Below are 15,399 nucleotides of genomic sequence, written 5' to 3'. Positions count from 1 at the left end.
GCGGGCGTGGCGATTAGACCCGTTCTGATAAGGGTCCCGGAGCGGCCCTATTAGGCTGTCCGGGACGAGGACGCTAGTCGCGGCGGCGCTTCACTCCGCCGCCTGCAGGCTGCGCGCCTTCTCCATTTCGCGCAGCGCGCGGCGGTACTCGACCGGCATCACCTTGACGAACTTGTTCCGATAGGAGGCCCAGTCGTCGAGGATCGCCTTGGCGCGCGCCGACCCGGTGTGGGCGAGATGCGCCGAGATGAGCTGCTTCAGCCGCTCCTCGTCGTGGCGCGTCATGTCCGGATCGACATGGATTCGGCCCTTGAACTCCAGGTCGCCGCCATGGTGATGAAGCTCCTCGAGAAGCTCCTCCTCTTCAGGCACCGGCTCGAGATCGACCATCGAGAGGTTGCAGCGCGCGGCGAAGTCGCCAGCCTCGTCCAGCACATAGGCGACGCCGCCCGACATGCCGGCCGCGAAGTTGCGCCCGGTCTTGCCGAGCACCACCACGACGCCGCCTGTCATGTATTCGCAGCCATGATCGCCTGCGCCTTCCACGACCGCGATCGCGCCCGAATTGCGCACCGCGAAGCGCTCGCCGGCGACGCCGCGGAAGTAGCACTCGCCCTCGATCGCGCCGTACAGCACGGTGTTGCCGACGATGATCGAGTCCTCAGCGGTGATGCCGGCGTTGTCCGCGGGCTTGATGACGATGCGGCCGCCCGAGAGCCCCTTGCCGACATAGTCGTTGGCCTCGCCGGTCAGCTCGATCGTCACGCCGGCGGCGAGGAACGCCCCGAAGCTCTGGCCGGCGGTGCCGGTCAGCTTGACCGTGATGGTGTCGTCCGGAAGGCCCTGGCTGCCGTAGCGCTTGGCGACCTCGCCCGAAAGCATCGCGCCCGCGGCCCGGTTTCGGCTGATGATCTTGTGCTCGATCACCACCGGCTCGCCATTCTCGAGCGCGGGACGCGCCGCCTCGATCAGCGTGCGGTCGAGCACCTGCTCGAGATGGTGGTCCTGCCGCTCGGCGTGCCGGATCGCGACGTCGGCGCCGACGACGGGCTTCGCGAACAGCTTGGTGAAGTCGAGGCCGCGCGCCTTCCAGTGTCCGATGGCCTCGCGCTTGTCGAGCAGGTCGGCGCGGCCGACCACCTCGCCGAGGCTGGTGAAGCCCATCTCGGCGAGCAGCAGGCGGACCTCTTCGGCGACGAAGAACAGATAGTCGATGACGTTCTCGGGCGTGCCCTTGAAGCGCTTGCGCAGCACCGGGTCCTGCGTGGCGATGCCGACCGGGCAGGTATTGAGGTGGCACTTGCGCATCATCAGACAGCCGGCGGCGATCAGCGGCGCGGTCGAGAAGCCGTACTCGTCGGCGCCGAGCAGCGCGCCGATGACGACGTCGCGACCCGTGCGGAGGCCGCCGTCGACCTGCAGGCGGACGCGGCCGCGCAGCCGGTTCATGACCAGCGTCTGCTGGGTTTCGGCGAGGCCGGTCTCCCACGGGCCGCCCGCGTGCTTGAGCGAGGTCAGCGGGCTCGCCCCGGTGCCGCCCTCGAAGCCCGAGATGGTGATGTGGTCGGCGCGCGCCTTGGCGACGCCCGCCGCGACCGTGCCCACGCCGACCTCGGAGACGAGCTTGACCGAGACGTCAGCCGCCGGGTTGACGTTCTTCAGGTCGTAGATGAGCTGCGCCAGGTCCTCGATCGAGTAGATGTCATGATGCGGCGGCGGCGAGATCAGGCCGACCCCCGGGGTCGAGCGCCGCACCTTCGCGATCGCCGCGTCGACCTTGTGGCCGGGCAACTGGCCGCCTTCGCCGGGCTTGGCGCCCTGCGCGACCTTGATCTGGATCATGTCGCCATTGACCAAGTACTCGGCCGAGACGCCGAACCGGCCGGACGCCACCTGCTTGATGGCCGAGCGCTTGGAATCGCCGTTCGGCAGACGCGTGAAGCGCTCCGGCTCCTCGCCGCCCTCGCCGGTGTTCGACTTGCCGCCGATCCGATTCATGGCGATCGCGAGCGTCTCGTGGGCCTCGCGCGAGATCGAGCCGAACGACATCGCGCCGGTCGAGAACCGCTTGACGATCTCGGAAGCCGGCTCGACGTCCTCGATCGCGACCGGCTCGCGGCCGCGCTCCTGAGCCGGGCGGATCCGGAACAGGCCGCGCAGCGTCAGCAGCCGCTCGGCCTGCTCGTTCATCTCGCGCGCGAAGTCGGAATATTTGGCGAAGGAGCGCTGCCGCACGGCGTGCTGAAGGTCGGCGACCGACTCCGGCGTCCAGGCGTGGTCCTCGCCGCGCATCCGGTAGGCGTACTCGCCGCCCACCTCAAGCGCGGAGCGCAGCACCGGCACGTCGGAGAAGGCGAGCGTGTGCCGCCGCACAGTCTCCTCGGCGATCTCCGGCAGGCCGACGCCGCCAATGGGGGTCGCGGTGCCGTAGAAGAACTTGTCGACGAATTCCTTCGACAGACCGACCGCGTCGAAGATCTGCGCGCCGCAATAGGACTGGTAGGTCGAGATGCCCATCTTGGACATGACCTTGAGCAGCCCCTTGCCGATCGACTTGATGTAGCGGGTCTGCACTTCGCGCGCGTCGACCCGCTCGGGGAAGTCGAGCGCCTTGTGCATCGACTCGAGCGTCTCGAAGGCGAGATAGGGGTTAATGGCCTCGGCGCCGTAGCCCGCCAGCACCGCGAAGTGATGGATCTCGCGCGGCTCGCCGGACTCGACCACGAGGCCGACCGAGGTGCGCAGGCCCTTGCGGATCAGGTGGTGGTGCACGGCCGCGGTCGCCAGCAGCGCAGGGATCGCGATGCGGCTCGGGCCGACCAGCCGGTCGGAGAGCACGACGATGTTGAAGCCGCCATGGACCGCGGCCTCGGCGCGCTCGCACAGCCGCTCGATGGCGTCCGCCATGCCGGCGGCGCCCTTTTCGGCCGGGTAGGTGGTGTCAAGCGTCCGGGTCTGGAAATGGCTTTCGGCGAGGTCGTCGATCGCCCGGATCTTCTCCAGATCCTCATTGGTGAGGATCGGCTGGCGCACCTCGAGCCGCTTCTTCTTCGAGGAGCCCTCGAGATCGAACAGGTTCGGCCGCGGCCCGATGAACGACACGAGGCTCATCACGAGCTCCTCGCGGATCGGGTCGATCGGCGGGTTCGTGACCTGCGCGAAGTTCTGCTTGAAGTAGGTGTAGAGCAGCTTGGAGCGCGTCGAGAGCGCCGACAGCGGGGTGTCGGTGCCCATCGAGCCGACCGCCTCCTGGCCGATCGTGGCCATCGGGGGCAGCAGCAGCTTGACGTCTTCCTGGGTGTAGCCGAACGCCTGCTGGCGATCGACGAGGCTCGCCTGGGCGCGCGGCCGCGGGGCCGGCGCGTCAGGCAGGTCCTCCAGCACCAGCTGAGTCTTCTTCAGCCACTCCTTGTAGGGCCGCGCCGCCGCGAGCTCGGCCTTGATCTCCTCGTCGGAGACGATGCGGCCCTGCTCGAGGTCGATCAGCAGCATGCGGCCTGGCTGCAGCCGCCACTTGCGGACGATCTTCTCCTCCGGAACCGGCAGCACGCCCATCTCGGACGCCATGACGACGAGGTCGTCGTCGGTCTGGAACCAGCGCGCGGGGCGCAGGCCGTTGCGGTCGAGCGTCGCGCCGATCTGCCGGCCGTCCGTGAAGGCGACCGCGGCCGGTCCGTCCCACGGCTCCATCATGGCGGCGTGGTACTCGTAGAAGGAGCGCCGCTGCTCATCCATCAGCGGGTTGCCGGCCCAGGCCTCGGGCACGAGCATCATCACCGCGTGGGTCAGCGAGTAGCCGCCCAGCACGAGGAATTCGAGCGCGTTGTCGAGGCAGGCGGTGTCGGACTGGCCCTCGTAGGAAATCGGCCAAAGCTTCGAGATGTCGTTGCCGTAGAGCTCGCTGTCGAGCGAAGCCTGGCGCGCGGCCATCCAGTTGACGTTGCCGCGCAGCGTGTTGATCTCGCCATTATGCGCGACCATCCGGTAGGGGTGGCTGAGCGACCAGGTCGGGAAGGTGTTGGTCGAGAAGCGCTGATGCACAAGAGCGAGCGCGCTCTCGAACCGCTCATCCTTCAGGTCCGGGTAATAGGCCGCCAACTGGTCGGCCAGGAACATGCCCTTGTAGACGATGGTCCGGCAGGACAGCGAGACGGGGTAGTAGCTCGAAGCGCGCGGATCGGCGCCGTAGATCTCGGTCGACACCACCTTGCGCAGGATGAACAGCCGGCGCTCGAAATCGTCCTCGCTCTCGATCGAGGGGGAGCGGCCGACAAACAGCTGGAGCTGCGCAGGCTCGGTCGGCTTCACGCTCTCGCCGAGCGAGGAATTGTCGGTCGGCACCTCGCGCCAGCCGAGGAAGATCTGGCCCTCGTCGGCGATGACGCGTTCGAACACCGCCTTGACGTGCGCGATCGCCTCCGCGTCGCGCGGCGCGAACACGTGGCCGACCGCGTAATGGCCGGGCTCCGGCAGGGTGAAGCCGAGCCGCTCGGCTTCCGCGGCGAAGAACCTGTGGGGGATCTGGACCAGCATGCCGGCGCCGTCGCCGGCGCGCGGGTCGGCGCCCACGGCGCCGCGATGCTCGAGATTCTCGAGGATCTTGATGCCGTGCTCGATGATCTGGTGGCTCTTGCGGCCCTTCATGTCGACCACGAAGCCGACGCCGCAGGAATCCTTCTCGTGGCGCGGGTCGTAAAGCCCCTGCGACGCCGGCAGGCCGGAGTCGATCGCCGTCGGCGCGCGACGCGTGGCGGTCGCAACGGGACCGGGATTCCGCAGGTCGCTCTCGCTGGTCTTCGTCATCGCCGTTCCTCGCGCTGGGACGGCTTCCGCCGCTCCCGCCAATCGGCCGCACACACGTTTGGCGGCCGAAACGGGGCCGGCCGGTCCGAGACCGCCCGCCGCCGCACCGTCCGCAATCGCCCGAACACAGCCGCAGCTCGCAAATGGACAGCCTTGCTGTCCTATCGCGCACCTTTAATCAGAAAACCGTCGGTCGGTAAAGCGTCCGCGTCAACCCGTCCCCGACAGATGCACAAGTCGGCGGGAGCGGCCCCGCGCGAATAAAAAAGGCGCCCCGGTCGCCCGGGACGCCTCTGGCAGGGCCGTTCAGCGGGTTACGCGGCCTGAGCCTGGGGCTCCACCACCTGCGCGTCGATCTGAGCCGGCTTCGCGCCGGCGCCGATCGGGATGGTGCGAGGCTTCTTGGCCTCCGGCACCTCACGCACGAGCTCGATGTGGAGCAGCCCGTTCTCCAGGTTCGCGCCCGTCACCTGGACGTGGTCGGCGAGCTGGAACCGGCGCTCAAAGGCGCGCGCGGCGATCCCCTGGTGGAGAACTTCGCTCTGCCGCTGCTCCGCGGCCTTCTCGCCGCGCACGGTAAGCGTGCTCTCCTTGACCTCGATGTTGAGGTCCTTCTCGCTGAAGCCGGCGACCGCGACCGTGATCCGGTACGCGTTCTCGGCGGTGCGCTCGATGTTGTAGGGGGGATAGCCCGGCGTCGACGCATCCCCGCCCGCCACGCTGTCCAGCAGCGAGAACAGACGGTCGAACCCGACGGTCGAACGGTAAAGCGGGGCAAGGTCGAACTGGCGCATTCTCATATCCTCCGAAAGAAGCGACACAAGCTCGGTCCGCCATCATGGCCGGACCGGATTTCACCTGTCGTCACAGCCGGTTGGCCTGTGACGGACAAAACGTGGGAAGTCCGCCGCAGAGCGTCAAGAGGGGAGCGGCGACGGCGCGAGTGATGTTTGATAAGAGGGACGGGGAGCGGCCCGGCCGCTCGATCTCTGGCCGGTCCGCGATGCCGTTTTTCATCCCACGACGCCCTGCGCCGCCGCGTCAGGCGTTCGACTCGCTGCTGTTTCCGCCCGGGGCCGCCGCGCCGGCGGGCGCTCGCCTCCGGATTCTTACGGCCGCCGACGGCGTGCGGCTGCGCGCCGCCTCATGGCGCCCCGCCGGGGCTGCGCGCGGCACCGTCTGCGTGTTTCACGGCCGCATCGAGTTCATCGAGAAATACGCTGAGGTCGTCGGCGACCTGCTGGCGCGGGGCTTTGCGGTCGCGACGCTTGATTTTCGCGGGCAGGGCGGATCGCAGCGCCTGCTGCGCAACCCGCTGAAGGGGCACGTCGCGGATTTCGCCGACTATCGGCTCGACGCCGAGGCGCTGATGCGCCAGCTCGTCTTCACCGACTGCCCGCCGCCCTTCTTCGCGCTCGGCCATTCGATGTCGGCGCCGGTCCTGCTCAGCTTGGGCGAGCGCCAGCCGCAATGGTTCGAGCGCATGGTGCTGACCGCGCCGCTGATCGGCGTTCCCCGCCGGGTGAGCGGCGCATGGGCGCGCGGCCTTGCAGCGGGCCTGAGCGGGATCGGCCTTTCGGGAGCCTACGTGCCGGGCGGGACCAACCGGCCGATGTCCCTACTGCCGTTTCAGGGCAATCCGGTCACCTCCGATCAGGCGCGCTATGAGCGGACCGCGGCCCTGATCCGGCACGCGCCGGAGCTCGGCCTCGGCGCGCCGACGATCGGCTGGTTGCGGGCCGCCTATCGGGCGACGGCGTCGATCGCTGCGCGCGGCCGGCCCGAGTCGTTCCGCGTGCCGACGCTGATCATGACCGCCAGCGACGACCGCATCGTCGATCCGCTCGCCGGCGCCAGCTTCACGGCGCGGCTCAGGGGCGGAGGGCATCTGATGATGCGCGGGGCGCGCCATGAGATCATGAGCGAGCGCGACGACATCCGCGACCTGTTCTGGGCGGCCTTCGACGCCTTCGTGCCGGGCAGCCGCACGCTCCGCTGAGCGCTCTTCAGGCGAGCGGGTCGGGACCGTAGTGGTTGGCCCTGCGCGAGCCGCGGACGAAGCCGAGATAGACGAAGAGCGCGAGGCTGACGGCGCCGCCCAGCACAGCCGCATAAGGCGGCGCGAGGCCGAACTGGCCCGCATAGGCGACCGCCGCCGCGGCGACCAGCACGCCGAGCCCGAGCCAGCCATTGCGGCCGTGGTCCTGGAACCGCCGCACCGAGAGCGACGCCAGCGTCAGCGCGGAGATCGCGAAAGCGAGCGCGTCCAGGATCAGGAAGCCCGGCTGGCTGTAGGGCGCGAGCAGCCAGCCCGCGGCGACCAGCAGGAAGCTGACGACGCCGGCCGCGAGCGAGCGCCGCCAGTAGACGAGCCGGGGAATGCGGCCCGCAAATCCGAGATAGTCGCGCTTGATGCGCCCGAGCATGAGGCCGCTCAGCCGCGCGCGAGCCGCTCGAGCGCGGCCTCATGCAGCCGGCGATCGCCCGCCGCCACGATTCGGCCGCCCCGGCTGGCGGGCTCGCCCTCCCAATTCGTCACCACCCCGCCGGCGCCCTCGATCAGCGGGATCAGGGCGACGATGTCGAACGGCTTCAGGTCCGCCTCGATGATCAGGTCGAGATGGCCGGAGGCCAGCATGGCGTAGGCGTAGCAGTCGGCGCTCCAGCGCGTCAGCCGGGTCTGCGCCGAGACCGCGTCGAAGGCGGCGCGCTCCGCTTCGTTGAACATGGTCGGCGAGGTCGCCATCAGCATCGCGTCCTCAAGCCTGCGGCAGCCGCGCGTCCTGAGCCGGCGCGTGCCGGCCGGGCCACGATAGGAGGCGCTCATCCCGTCGCCCGAGAAGCTTTCGCCGATGAAGGGTTGATGCATCAGCCCGAAGCATGGCGTGCCGCGGCGCAGCAATCCGATCAGAGTGCCCCAGATCGGCAGCCCGAGGATGAAGGAGCGTGTGCCGTCGATCGGATCCAGCACCCAGACGAATTCGGAATCCGTCGCCTCGTCGCCGTGCTCTTCGCCGATCACGCCATGGCCCGGGAAGGTGTCCCGGATGATAGCGCGCATCACGCTCTCGCCGGCCTTGTCGGCGGCCGTCACGGGATCGAAGCCCGAGCCGCGACCCTTATCCTCGATCCCGATGGAGGTTCTGAAGAAAGGCAGGATGGCCTGCGCCGAGGCGGCGGCGAGGCGATCGACGAAGGCGGAGAAGTCGACGGCGGTCATCCGGTGTATCCGCTGAACAGCGACTCGGGAGCGCGCCCGGCCGACCGTGTATAGCGCCGGTCACGCCTCTTCGGCGCAGGGCGCAAAAAAATCGCCGGCTAATGCGACAGGCCGTCGCATCCGGCGATTAGAGCGTTTTGCCCTTGCTTTTTGTGCGGCGCAGCCGCATTTTATTGCGGCGCGGCATTGCGATCTTCGATCGTAGCGCCGCTGCCCTCCTTGGGCGTTTCCTCCCTAGACTTGGCCGCTCGCTTAACTGCGGGCGGCCTTTTTTTAGGTCATTTTGTCCAGGCAGCGGGACATTGGCGTCATCCGCGGCGGATTGCAACGATTTTTCCTATCAGACGATAGGAGGCCGTCCGAAGCGCCTATTCGGCGGCGGCGCGCGGCGCGGCGAGAGCCCCGAAAGGGGCCTCAACCAGCTGCTGGACAAACCCCGTCAGCTTCTGGCGAAGCTGCTCGAAACCCCCGGTCTTGCAGTGGTTTCGCTCGTCCATATAGAGCGCGCGGTTGATCTCGATCTGCAGGGCGTGGAAGTCGCTCGCAGGCGCGCCGTAATGTTCGGTGATGTAGCCGCCCGCATAGGGCCGATTGCGGACCACGCTGAAGCCGAGGCTCCGCAGCGTCTCTTCCGCAAAGCCGATGAGCGCCGGAGAGCAGCTCGCCCCGTAGCGGTCGCCGAGCACGATATCGGCGCGTGAGCGCTCGTCGCGCGCCAGTCCGACCGACGGCATGGAGTGGCAGTCGACCAGCACGGCGACGCCGTGCAGCCGGTGGGCGCGCGCGAGCACGCGCCGCAGCGTGCGGTGATAGGGCTTGTAGATGAGCTCGATGCGGTCGAGCGCTTCGCCGACCGGCAGTCGGGCGCCGTAGATCTCCTGCGCCTCGCCGACGATCCGGGCGATCGTGCCGAGGCCGCCCGCGACCCGCAGCGAGCGGGTGTTGGCGAAAGGCGGCAGCCGCCCTTCGAACATGCGCGGATCGAGCTCGTAGGGCTCGCGGTTGACGTCCAGGAACGCGCGGGGGAAATGCGCCCGCATCAGCGGCGCGCCGAACTCCGGGGCGGCCCCGAACAGCTCGTCGACGAAGGCGTCTTCCGAGCGCCGCAGCGCCCGCGCGTCGAGCCGCGAGGCGGCGAGAAAACGCGCCGGGTAACGCGCTCCGGAATGCGGCGAGTTGAACGTCACGGCCGCGGGGGAGCCGTCAGGCTCGATGACCTCGAATGCCGGGTCGAGGAGATCCGGTTCGTCCAAGAACGTCGCTTTCCTCAATGCCGCTCGCCGCGGTGATCGAACGATTGTGGCCCGCGGAAGACGCTGCTGTCCATCGTCGTGGCGGCGGAAACCATCTGTTTACCAAAGCGTCCCCTTATGGGATGAATCCGTGGTCCTCGCGCGAACATGCAGAGCTCTTTCTCAGTGAACGCCAACACCAAGATCCTCCTCGCCGAAGACGACGACGACATGCGCCGCTTCCTGGTCCGGGCGCTCGAGAACGCCGGCCACTCGGTCGTCTCGTTCGACAATGGCCTGTCGGCCTATCACCGGCTGCGGGAAGAGCCGTTCGAGCTGCTCCTCACCGACATCGTGATGCCGGAGATGGACGGCATCGAGCTCGCGCGCCGCGCGACCCAGCTCGACCCCGACATCAAGGTGATGTTCATCACCGGATTCGCGGCGGTCGCCCTCAACCCGGACTCGCAGACCCCGAAGGACGCCAAGATCCTGTCGAAGCCGTTCCACCTGCGCGAGCTGGTGACGGAAGTCGACAAGCTGCTGGCCGCCTGAGCGCCGTTCTGCTCTCCACACGCGATATCGTCCCGCTGGCGTTAATCGTCGGCGCGATTCTGCTCTGGGCGTCCGGCGTTCTGGATCGCCTCGGCCTCGAGGGCGCAGGCGAGGGCCTCGCGCTCGGCGCCGCCATCTGCACGCCGCTCTGGCTGCTCCGATTGTGGCGCAGCCGTCGGCAATGACGGAAGCCGCGCAGAGGGCGTTCTGTTCCGCTCCATGCGCTTGCCAGCTTTGCGGCGATCCGATATAGCCGCGCTCTCTTCGGGGCCGTCCCGCGCGGACCTCGGAACGACATCATCGCCGGCCTTCGGGCCGGCGAATGGGCGTGTAGCTCAGCGGGAGAGCACTACCTTGACATGGTAGGGGTCACAGGTTCGATCCCTGTCACGCCCACCACTCTGATCCCCGGCCGTGCGGCGACGCGCGCGCCGGGGATTTCGTTTCCGCCGATTCGATTACCGTCGCCGATATGACGCCGAGGCGCGTTGTAGGCCTGCCGCGAACGCCGGAGGCCAGCCGCCATGAAGATCGCGACTTTCAACGTCAACGGCGTCAACGGCCGCCTGGACGTGCTGCTGCGCTGGCTCGCGCAGGCCCAGCCGGACGTCGTCTGTCTCCAGGAGCTGAAGGCCCCGCAGGAGAAGTTTCCCGAGGCGGCGATCCGGGAAGCCGGCTACGGCGCCGTCTGGCACGGCCAGAAGAGCTGGAACGGCGTCGCGATTCTCGCGCGCGGCCGTGAGCCGGTCGAGACGCGCCGCGGCCTGCCTGGGGACCCCGAGGATTCGCACAGCCGCTATATCGAGGCGGCGGTGAACGGGGTGCTGGTCGGCTGCCTCTACCTTCCGAACGGCAATCCCGCGCCCGGCCCGAAGTTCGACTACAAGCTGCGCTGGTTCGAGCGCCTCGCCGCGCATGCGGCCGAGCTCCTCGGAAGCGGCGCGCCGGTCGCGCTGGTCGGCGACTTCAACGTCATGCCGACCGAACTCGACGTCTACAAGCCTGAGCGCTGGACCGACGACGCGCTGTTCCGGCCGGAGGTCCGCGAGGCGTTCCGTCGGCTGGTCGCGCAGGGCTGGACGGACGCTCTACGCGCGCTCCACCCGGACGAGCGAATCTACACGTTCTGGGACTACTTCCGGAACGCCTGGGGTCGCGACGCCGGGCTCAGGATCGATCACCTGCTGCTGAGCCCGCCGCTCGCCGGCCGGCTCGTCGCAGCCGGCGTCGACCGCGAGGTCCGGGGCTGGGAGCATGCGAGCGACCACGCGCCGACCTGGGCGGAGCTTGCCGACGAGGACGCCGCCCCGACGCCCCGCCGCGCCGCCCGCAAGGGAGCGAGCTGATGACTCGAGACGATCCCTATGATCTCGAACGCTTCGTGGCGGCGCAGGCGCCGGTCTTCGAGCAGGCGGTCGCCGAAATCCGCGCTGGCGAGAAGCGCAGCCACTGGATGTGGTTCATCTTGCCGCAGCTCCGCGGCCTCGGCTCATCGCCGGTGGCGAGCTTCTACGGACTCGCATCGCTCGACGAGGCGCGCGCCTATCTGGCGCATCCGACGCTGGGGCCGCGACTTGCGCGCTGCGTCGAGGCCGTATTGAGCGTGCAGGGCCGCTCGCTGCGCGACATCTTCGGGACGCCGGACGACATGAAGTTCAGGTCGTCGATGACGCTGTTCGCGCGCGCCGCCGGCGGCGGTTCTGGGGACGTCTTCCGCCGCGCGCTCGCGCGCTATTGCGATGGGGCCGAGGACGAGCGGACGCTGGCGCTTCTCGGCGGCTGACCGGCGCGGGGCGCCGCGGCCCAGCACGGCGAGAGCTCAAGCCCGCGCGGCGCGCTCTCGGCCGCCTGCGAGCCGCCCGCCACGAAGGCCAGTGCGGCGGCGATGTCGGCTGGCGCATAGGGCTTCGCGATCACGCCCAGCGCGCCCGCGAAATCATCAGGCACTTGCGCGCGGCGGCTCGTGGTCAGCAGGGCCGCCACGCCTCGGTCGGCGGCGGCGCGGGCGACTTCGAGTCCCGTCTGACCGTCGGCGAGGCCGAGATCGATCAGAGCGAGGTGTACGCGCGCGGCGCCCAGCAGGGCGATCGCCGAGTCCCGGTCGGCCGCGAGCCCCACCACCTGATGCCCCGCCTCGACGACGACCGGCTTCAGGCAGCCCGCGACGACCATGTCGTCCTCGACGATCAACACCCGCATCAAGTCCCCCCGAATCGTCTCCCTCCGGTGTTACCGCCATGGCCGCGCGGGCGCCACGTACCTCCGCGGGAGGGGCGCACCGGACGCTGACGTTTGGTCGCGGAGCGCGGCGCCGAAGAGACATGTTAAGCATCGCTCTGGGGAGAGTTCGACCTTGCATCGGGGCCGCAAACTCACACGGCTGCTCGGCGTCTGGATCGTCGCTTATGTGCTGATCGCACAGGCGGCGCTGGGCGCGTTCGGGATGGTCGGCCAGGCGCACGCCTCGCCGGACGATCCGTTCGGCGTCCACTGCCTGAACGGGGCCGCCGCGGCCGACGAGCAGGATTCCGGCGACGGCCAGCTGCATCACGGTTCGTGCTGCACGGCCGCCTGTCTGAGTCATGCGGCGGCTCCGCCGCCCGAACCGGCCGCCTTCGCCTTCGTCTATGCGCCGCCGCCGCCCGCGCCGCGGCCCTCGCTCGCGTCGGAACGGCCGCGGCGATCGATCGCCGAACAAACGCCGGCGCGTCCGCGCGACCCTCCCTCGGCCGCCTGATCACCACGCAGCGGGACGTTCGGCGCGCCAGGGCGCCCGCGTTCTGCGATCGCGTGGCCGCTGCGTAACGGCTCGCCCGGTGGAACCGCGCGAGCCGACGCGACCGATCGGCCGTCCGGACCTTCAGAAAAGATGTCGAGACCTGTCCTGTTCGCGGGGGTCGCGCTGTGCTGCGCAGGCCTGCCGCAATCCGCTTATCCGCAATCCGCCGACAGCACCGAGCTTCAGGAGATCGTCGTGCAGGGCGCCGGCGCCGCCCGCAGCCTGACCTCTCCGCCGCTCGATGAGCGTCGCAAGGAGATCGAGCGCACGCCCGGCGCCGTCGAGGTGATCGACGCCGACGGCTACAAGAAGTCGACGCCGGCGCTCACCATCAAGGATGCGCTCGACTTCACGCCGGGCGTCTTCGCTCAGCCCAAATGGGGCGACGACACGCGGCTCTCGATCCGCGGCTCGGGCCTGTCGCGCAACTTCCACCTGCGCGGCGTCCAGCTCTACATGGACGGCATCCCGATCAACACGGCGGACGGCTACGGCGATTTCCAGGAAATCGACCCGTCCGCCTATCGGATGATCGAGGTCTACAAGGGCGCCAACGCGCTGCGCTTCGGCGCCAACGCGCTTGGCGGCGCGATCAACTTCGTCACCGCCACCGGCCGCGACGCAGACGCGAGCCTCGCCCAGGGCGCGGTGGACGTCGGATCGTTCGGGACATACCGGCTGCAGGCGAGCTCCGGCGGCGCATACGGCGCGGCCGACTACTTTCTCACCGGCTCATGGAAGCAAACCGACGGATTCCGCGACCACAGCGACGGCCACGCGGCGCGCTTCAGCGGCAATGTCGGCTACCGCATCGGCGACAATGTCGAGACGCGCTTCTACCTGAACGCCAACGAGGTCCGGCAGAACATCCCGGGCAGCGTGTCCCGCAGCGCCGCTCTGCACGACCCGAAGGCTGCGGCGCCGAACAACCTGTCGATGGATCAGGAACGCAACATCGACACCGTCCGCTTCGCGAACAAGACGACGATCCGGCTCGCCGAGACCACCTCGGTCGATTTCGGAGCCTTCGTAGTCGACCGCCATCTGCGCCACCCGATCTACCAGTGGCTCGACTACAAGTACCTCAACTATGGCGGTTTCGCCCGGGTGACGGACGAGCGCGAAATCGGCGGGCGCGCCAACCGCTTCGTGGCTGGCGCGAACGTGCTGGCGGGGACCACGGACGCCAGGCAGTACGTCAATGTCGGCGGCCGGAAGGGCGTCAAGACCTTCGACGCCGACCAGTTCTCGAACAACGTCTCGCTCTACGCCGAGAACACGTTCTACGTCGTCCCGAATGTCGGCGTGGTGACTGCGCTCCAGTACCTCTACGCGAGACGCAAGCAGGACGACCACTTCCTCACCGAGGCGGGCCTGCCGGACGACGCCGACGATTCCGGCGCGAAATCCTTCAATCTCGCGAGCCCGAAGCTCGGCCTGCTGTGGGACATCGACCCGACCTGGCAGGCCTTCGCCAATGTCTCGCGCAGCGTCGAGGCGCCGAGCTTCGGCGAAAACAACTTCGCCGGCCCTGCGCTCGCCAAGCCCCAGAAGGCCTGGAGCTACGAGATCGGCACGCGCGGGCGGCGCGAAGACGTCACCTGGGACGTCGCGCTCTATCGCATGAACATCCGCGACGAGTTCTTCTGCAGGGACAGCGGGACGAACGCCGGGTCGTGCATGGTCGTCAACCTAGACAAGACGGTCCATCAGGGCGTCGAGCTCGGCTTCGGCGCCGTCCTGCTGAAGGACATCTTCGCGAAGGGCGGCGCCAGCGGCTCGTCCGGGGACAAGCTCTGGCTGAACCTCGCCTACACGTTCAACGACTTCCGCTTCGACGACGACGCCGATTTCGGGAACAACAAGCTGCCCGGCGCGCCGCGGCACTATCTGCGGACCGAACTGCTCTACCGGCACGCGGCCGGCTTCTACGCCGGCCCGAACGTGGAGTGGGTCCCGCAGGCCTATTACGTCGACAGCGCCAACACGCTGAAGACGAAGGCCTATGCGCTGCTTGGCGCGAAGGCCGGGTACGACGCCGGCGGGCCGTTCTCGGCCTATGTCGAAGCCCGCAACCTCGCGGACAAGAAATACATCGCGAGCGTCAGCGTCACCGACCGCGCGAACCCGCAATCCGCGCTGTTCGAGCCGGGCTCCGGCCGAGCCTTCTACGCCGGCGTCAAATACCGCTGGTGAGCCGCCGCCCCTCGGCCGGCGGTCGCCGCCGGCCGCGCTCTACGACGACATCCCCGATCCCGATGAGGCTGATGCCGATGCTGAAACCCGCTCTCGTTCTCGCCGCCGTCGCGCTGGGAAGCGCCACGGCCGCAGCCCACATCGTGGTCGATCCGGCCGAGGCGCCGGTCGGCTCGAGCGTGCGGGCGACGTTCCGCGTGACCCATGGCTGCGACGGCGCAGCCACGACCGGGCTGCGGGTGGTCGTTCCGGAAGGCTTCATCGGCGTGAAGCCGATGCCGAAGCCGGGTTGGTCGCTGAAGACCGAGACCGGCAAATATCAAGGCTCCTACGCCTACTATCACGGCAAGACGCTGAGCGAGGGCGTGACGGCGGTCGCCTGGTCGGGCGGAGAGTTGCCGGACGCCTATGTCGACGAGTTCACCCTGTTCGGCTTCGCGGCCCGCGAACTGAAGCCGGGCGAGGTGCTGCGCTTCGCGGTGATCCAGGACTGCGCCGGCGGCAAGACGACCCAGTGGACCGAAATCGCCAAATCAGCCGACGATCATCCGGAGCGGCCGGCGCCGGGCGTCACGCTCACGCCCGGCGCCGAGCCGCATCACCACTGAGCCGCA

At 68.9% G+C, this 15,399-nt stretch carries 13 protein-coding genes and 1 tRNA gene; 8 read left to right on the top strand and 6 right to left on the bottom strand.

Going from position 1 to position 15,399, the window contains the following annotated elements:
- Positions 1–90: 90 nt before the first annotated feature.
- Both gltB and VM780_RS04030 read right to left on the bottom strand, forming a co-directional pair.
- Positions 91–4,803, bottom strand: a complete 4,713-nt coding sequence (gltB, locus tag VM780_RS04035) for a glutamate synthase large subunit (RefSeq protein ID WP_414652785.1) — start codon at positions 4,801–4,803, stop codon at positions 91–93.
- Between the two features lie 314 nt (positions 4,804–5,117).
- On the bottom strand, positions 5,118–5,597 hold the full coding sequence (locus tag VM780_RS04030; protein ID WP_325445374.1) for an Hsp20 family protein: 480 nt from the start codon (positions 5,595–5,597) through the stop codon (positions 5,118–5,120).
- 209 nt (positions 5,598–5,806) lie between these two features.
- Between VM780_RS04030 and VM780_RS04025 the strand changes: the two genes are divergently transcribed.
- Positions 5,807–6,802, top strand: a complete 996-nt coding sequence (locus VM780_RS04025) for an alpha/beta hydrolase (protein WP_325445372.1) — start codon at positions 5,807–5,809, stop codon at positions 6,800–6,802.
- A gap of 7 nt (positions 6,803–6,809) precedes the next feature.
- Here VM780_RS04025 and VM780_RS04020 read toward each other — a convergent pair whose 3' ends face one another.
- The 3 genes from VM780_RS04020 to VM780_RS04010 form a co-directional block, all read right to left on the bottom strand.
- A complete protein-coding gene (locus tag VM780_RS04020; RefSeq protein WP_325445370.1) occupies positions 6,810–7,229 on the bottom strand; it encodes a DUF805 domain-containing protein in 420 nt (139 codons plus the stop codon).
- 8 nt (positions 7,230–7,237) lie between these two features.
- Positions 7,238–8,023 carry a histidinol-phosphatase gene (gene hisN, locus VM780_RS04015; RefSeq protein WP_325445368.1) on the bottom strand — a complete coding sequence of 262 codons (786 nt, stop codon included), beginning with the start codon at positions 8,021–8,023 and terminating at the stop codon, positions 7,238–7,240.
- Positions 8,024–8,391: 368 nt separating this feature from the next.
- Positions 8,392–9,276, bottom strand: coding sequence for an N-formylglutamate amidohydrolase (locus tag VM780_RS04010; protein WP_414652784.1), 885 nt, complete (start codon positions 9,274–9,276; stop codon positions 8,392–8,394).
- 165 nt (positions 9,277–9,441) lie between these two features.
- Between VM780_RS04010 and cpdR the strand changes: the two genes are divergently transcribed.
- The 4 genes from cpdR to VM780_RS03990 all read left to right on the top strand — a co-directional run bounded on the left by cpdR (position 9,442) and on the right by VM780_RS03990 (position 11,593).
- Positions 9,442–9,810, top strand: a complete 369-nt coding sequence (cpdR, locus tag VM780_RS04005; protein WP_325445366.1) for a cell cycle two-component system response regulator CpdR — start codon at positions 9,442–9,444, stop codon at positions 9,808–9,810.
- Positions 9,811–10,134: 324 nt separating this feature from the next.
- Positions 10,135–10,209: transfer RNA gene (locus tag VM780_RS04000), tRNA-Val, on the top strand.
- Between the two features lie 125 nt (positions 10,210–10,334).
- Entirely contained in the window at positions 10,335–11,156 is an 822-nt protein-coding gene (gene xth / locus VM780_RS03995) for an exodeoxyribonuclease III (RefSeq protein WP_325445365.1), read from the top strand.
- Positions 11,156–11,593: a DUF1810 domain-containing protein gene (locus tag VM780_RS03990; protein WP_325445364.1), complete on the top strand. Its 438-nt coding sequence runs from the start codon at positions 11,156–11,158 to the stop codon at positions 11,591–11,593. The genes xth and VM780_RS03990 overlap by 1 nt, the downstream gene beginning before the upstream one ends.
- Here VM780_RS03990 and VM780_RS03985 read toward each other — a convergent pair.
- Entirely contained in the window at positions 11,542–12,009 is a 468-nt protein-coding gene (locus VM780_RS03985; RefSeq protein ID WP_325445362.1) for a response regulator, read from the bottom strand. The genes VM780_RS03990 and VM780_RS03985 overlap by 52 nt on opposite strands.
- 154 nt (positions 12,010–12,163) lie before the next feature.
- On the opposite strand from VM780_RS03985, the gene VM780_RS03980 reads away from it, so the two are divergent.
- From VM780_RS03980 to VM780_RS03970, 3 genes are all read left to right on the top strand, one after another.
- Complete coding sequence (locus tag VM780_RS03980; protein ID WP_325445360.1) at positions 12,164–12,547, top strand: hypothetical protein; 384 nt, start codon at positions 12,164–12,166, stop codon at positions 12,545–12,547.
- 132 nt (positions 12,548–12,679) lie between these two features.
- Positions 12,680–14,785, top strand: a complete 2,106-nt coding sequence (locus VM780_RS03975) for a TonB-dependent receptor (RefSeq protein WP_325445358.1) — start codon at positions 12,680–12,682, stop codon at positions 14,783–14,785.
- 77 nt (positions 14,786–14,862) lie between these two features.
- Positions 14,863–15,393 carry a YcnI family protein gene (locus tag VM780_RS03970; protein ID WP_325445356.1) on the top strand — a complete coding sequence of 177 codons (531 nt, stop codon included), beginning with the start codon at positions 14,863–14,865 and terminating at the stop codon, positions 15,391–15,393.
- The last annotated feature ends 6 nt before the right edge of the window (positions 15,394–15,399 follow it).

It is taken from the genome of Hansschlegelia sp. (assembly GCF_035538955.1).
GTDB lineage: Bacteria > Pseudomonadota > Alphaproteobacteria > Rhizobiales > Methylopilaceae > Methylopila.
The sequence above is the reverse complement of the archived record's forward strand: the minus strand, read 5'-3'. Positions and strand labels throughout refer to the sequence as shown.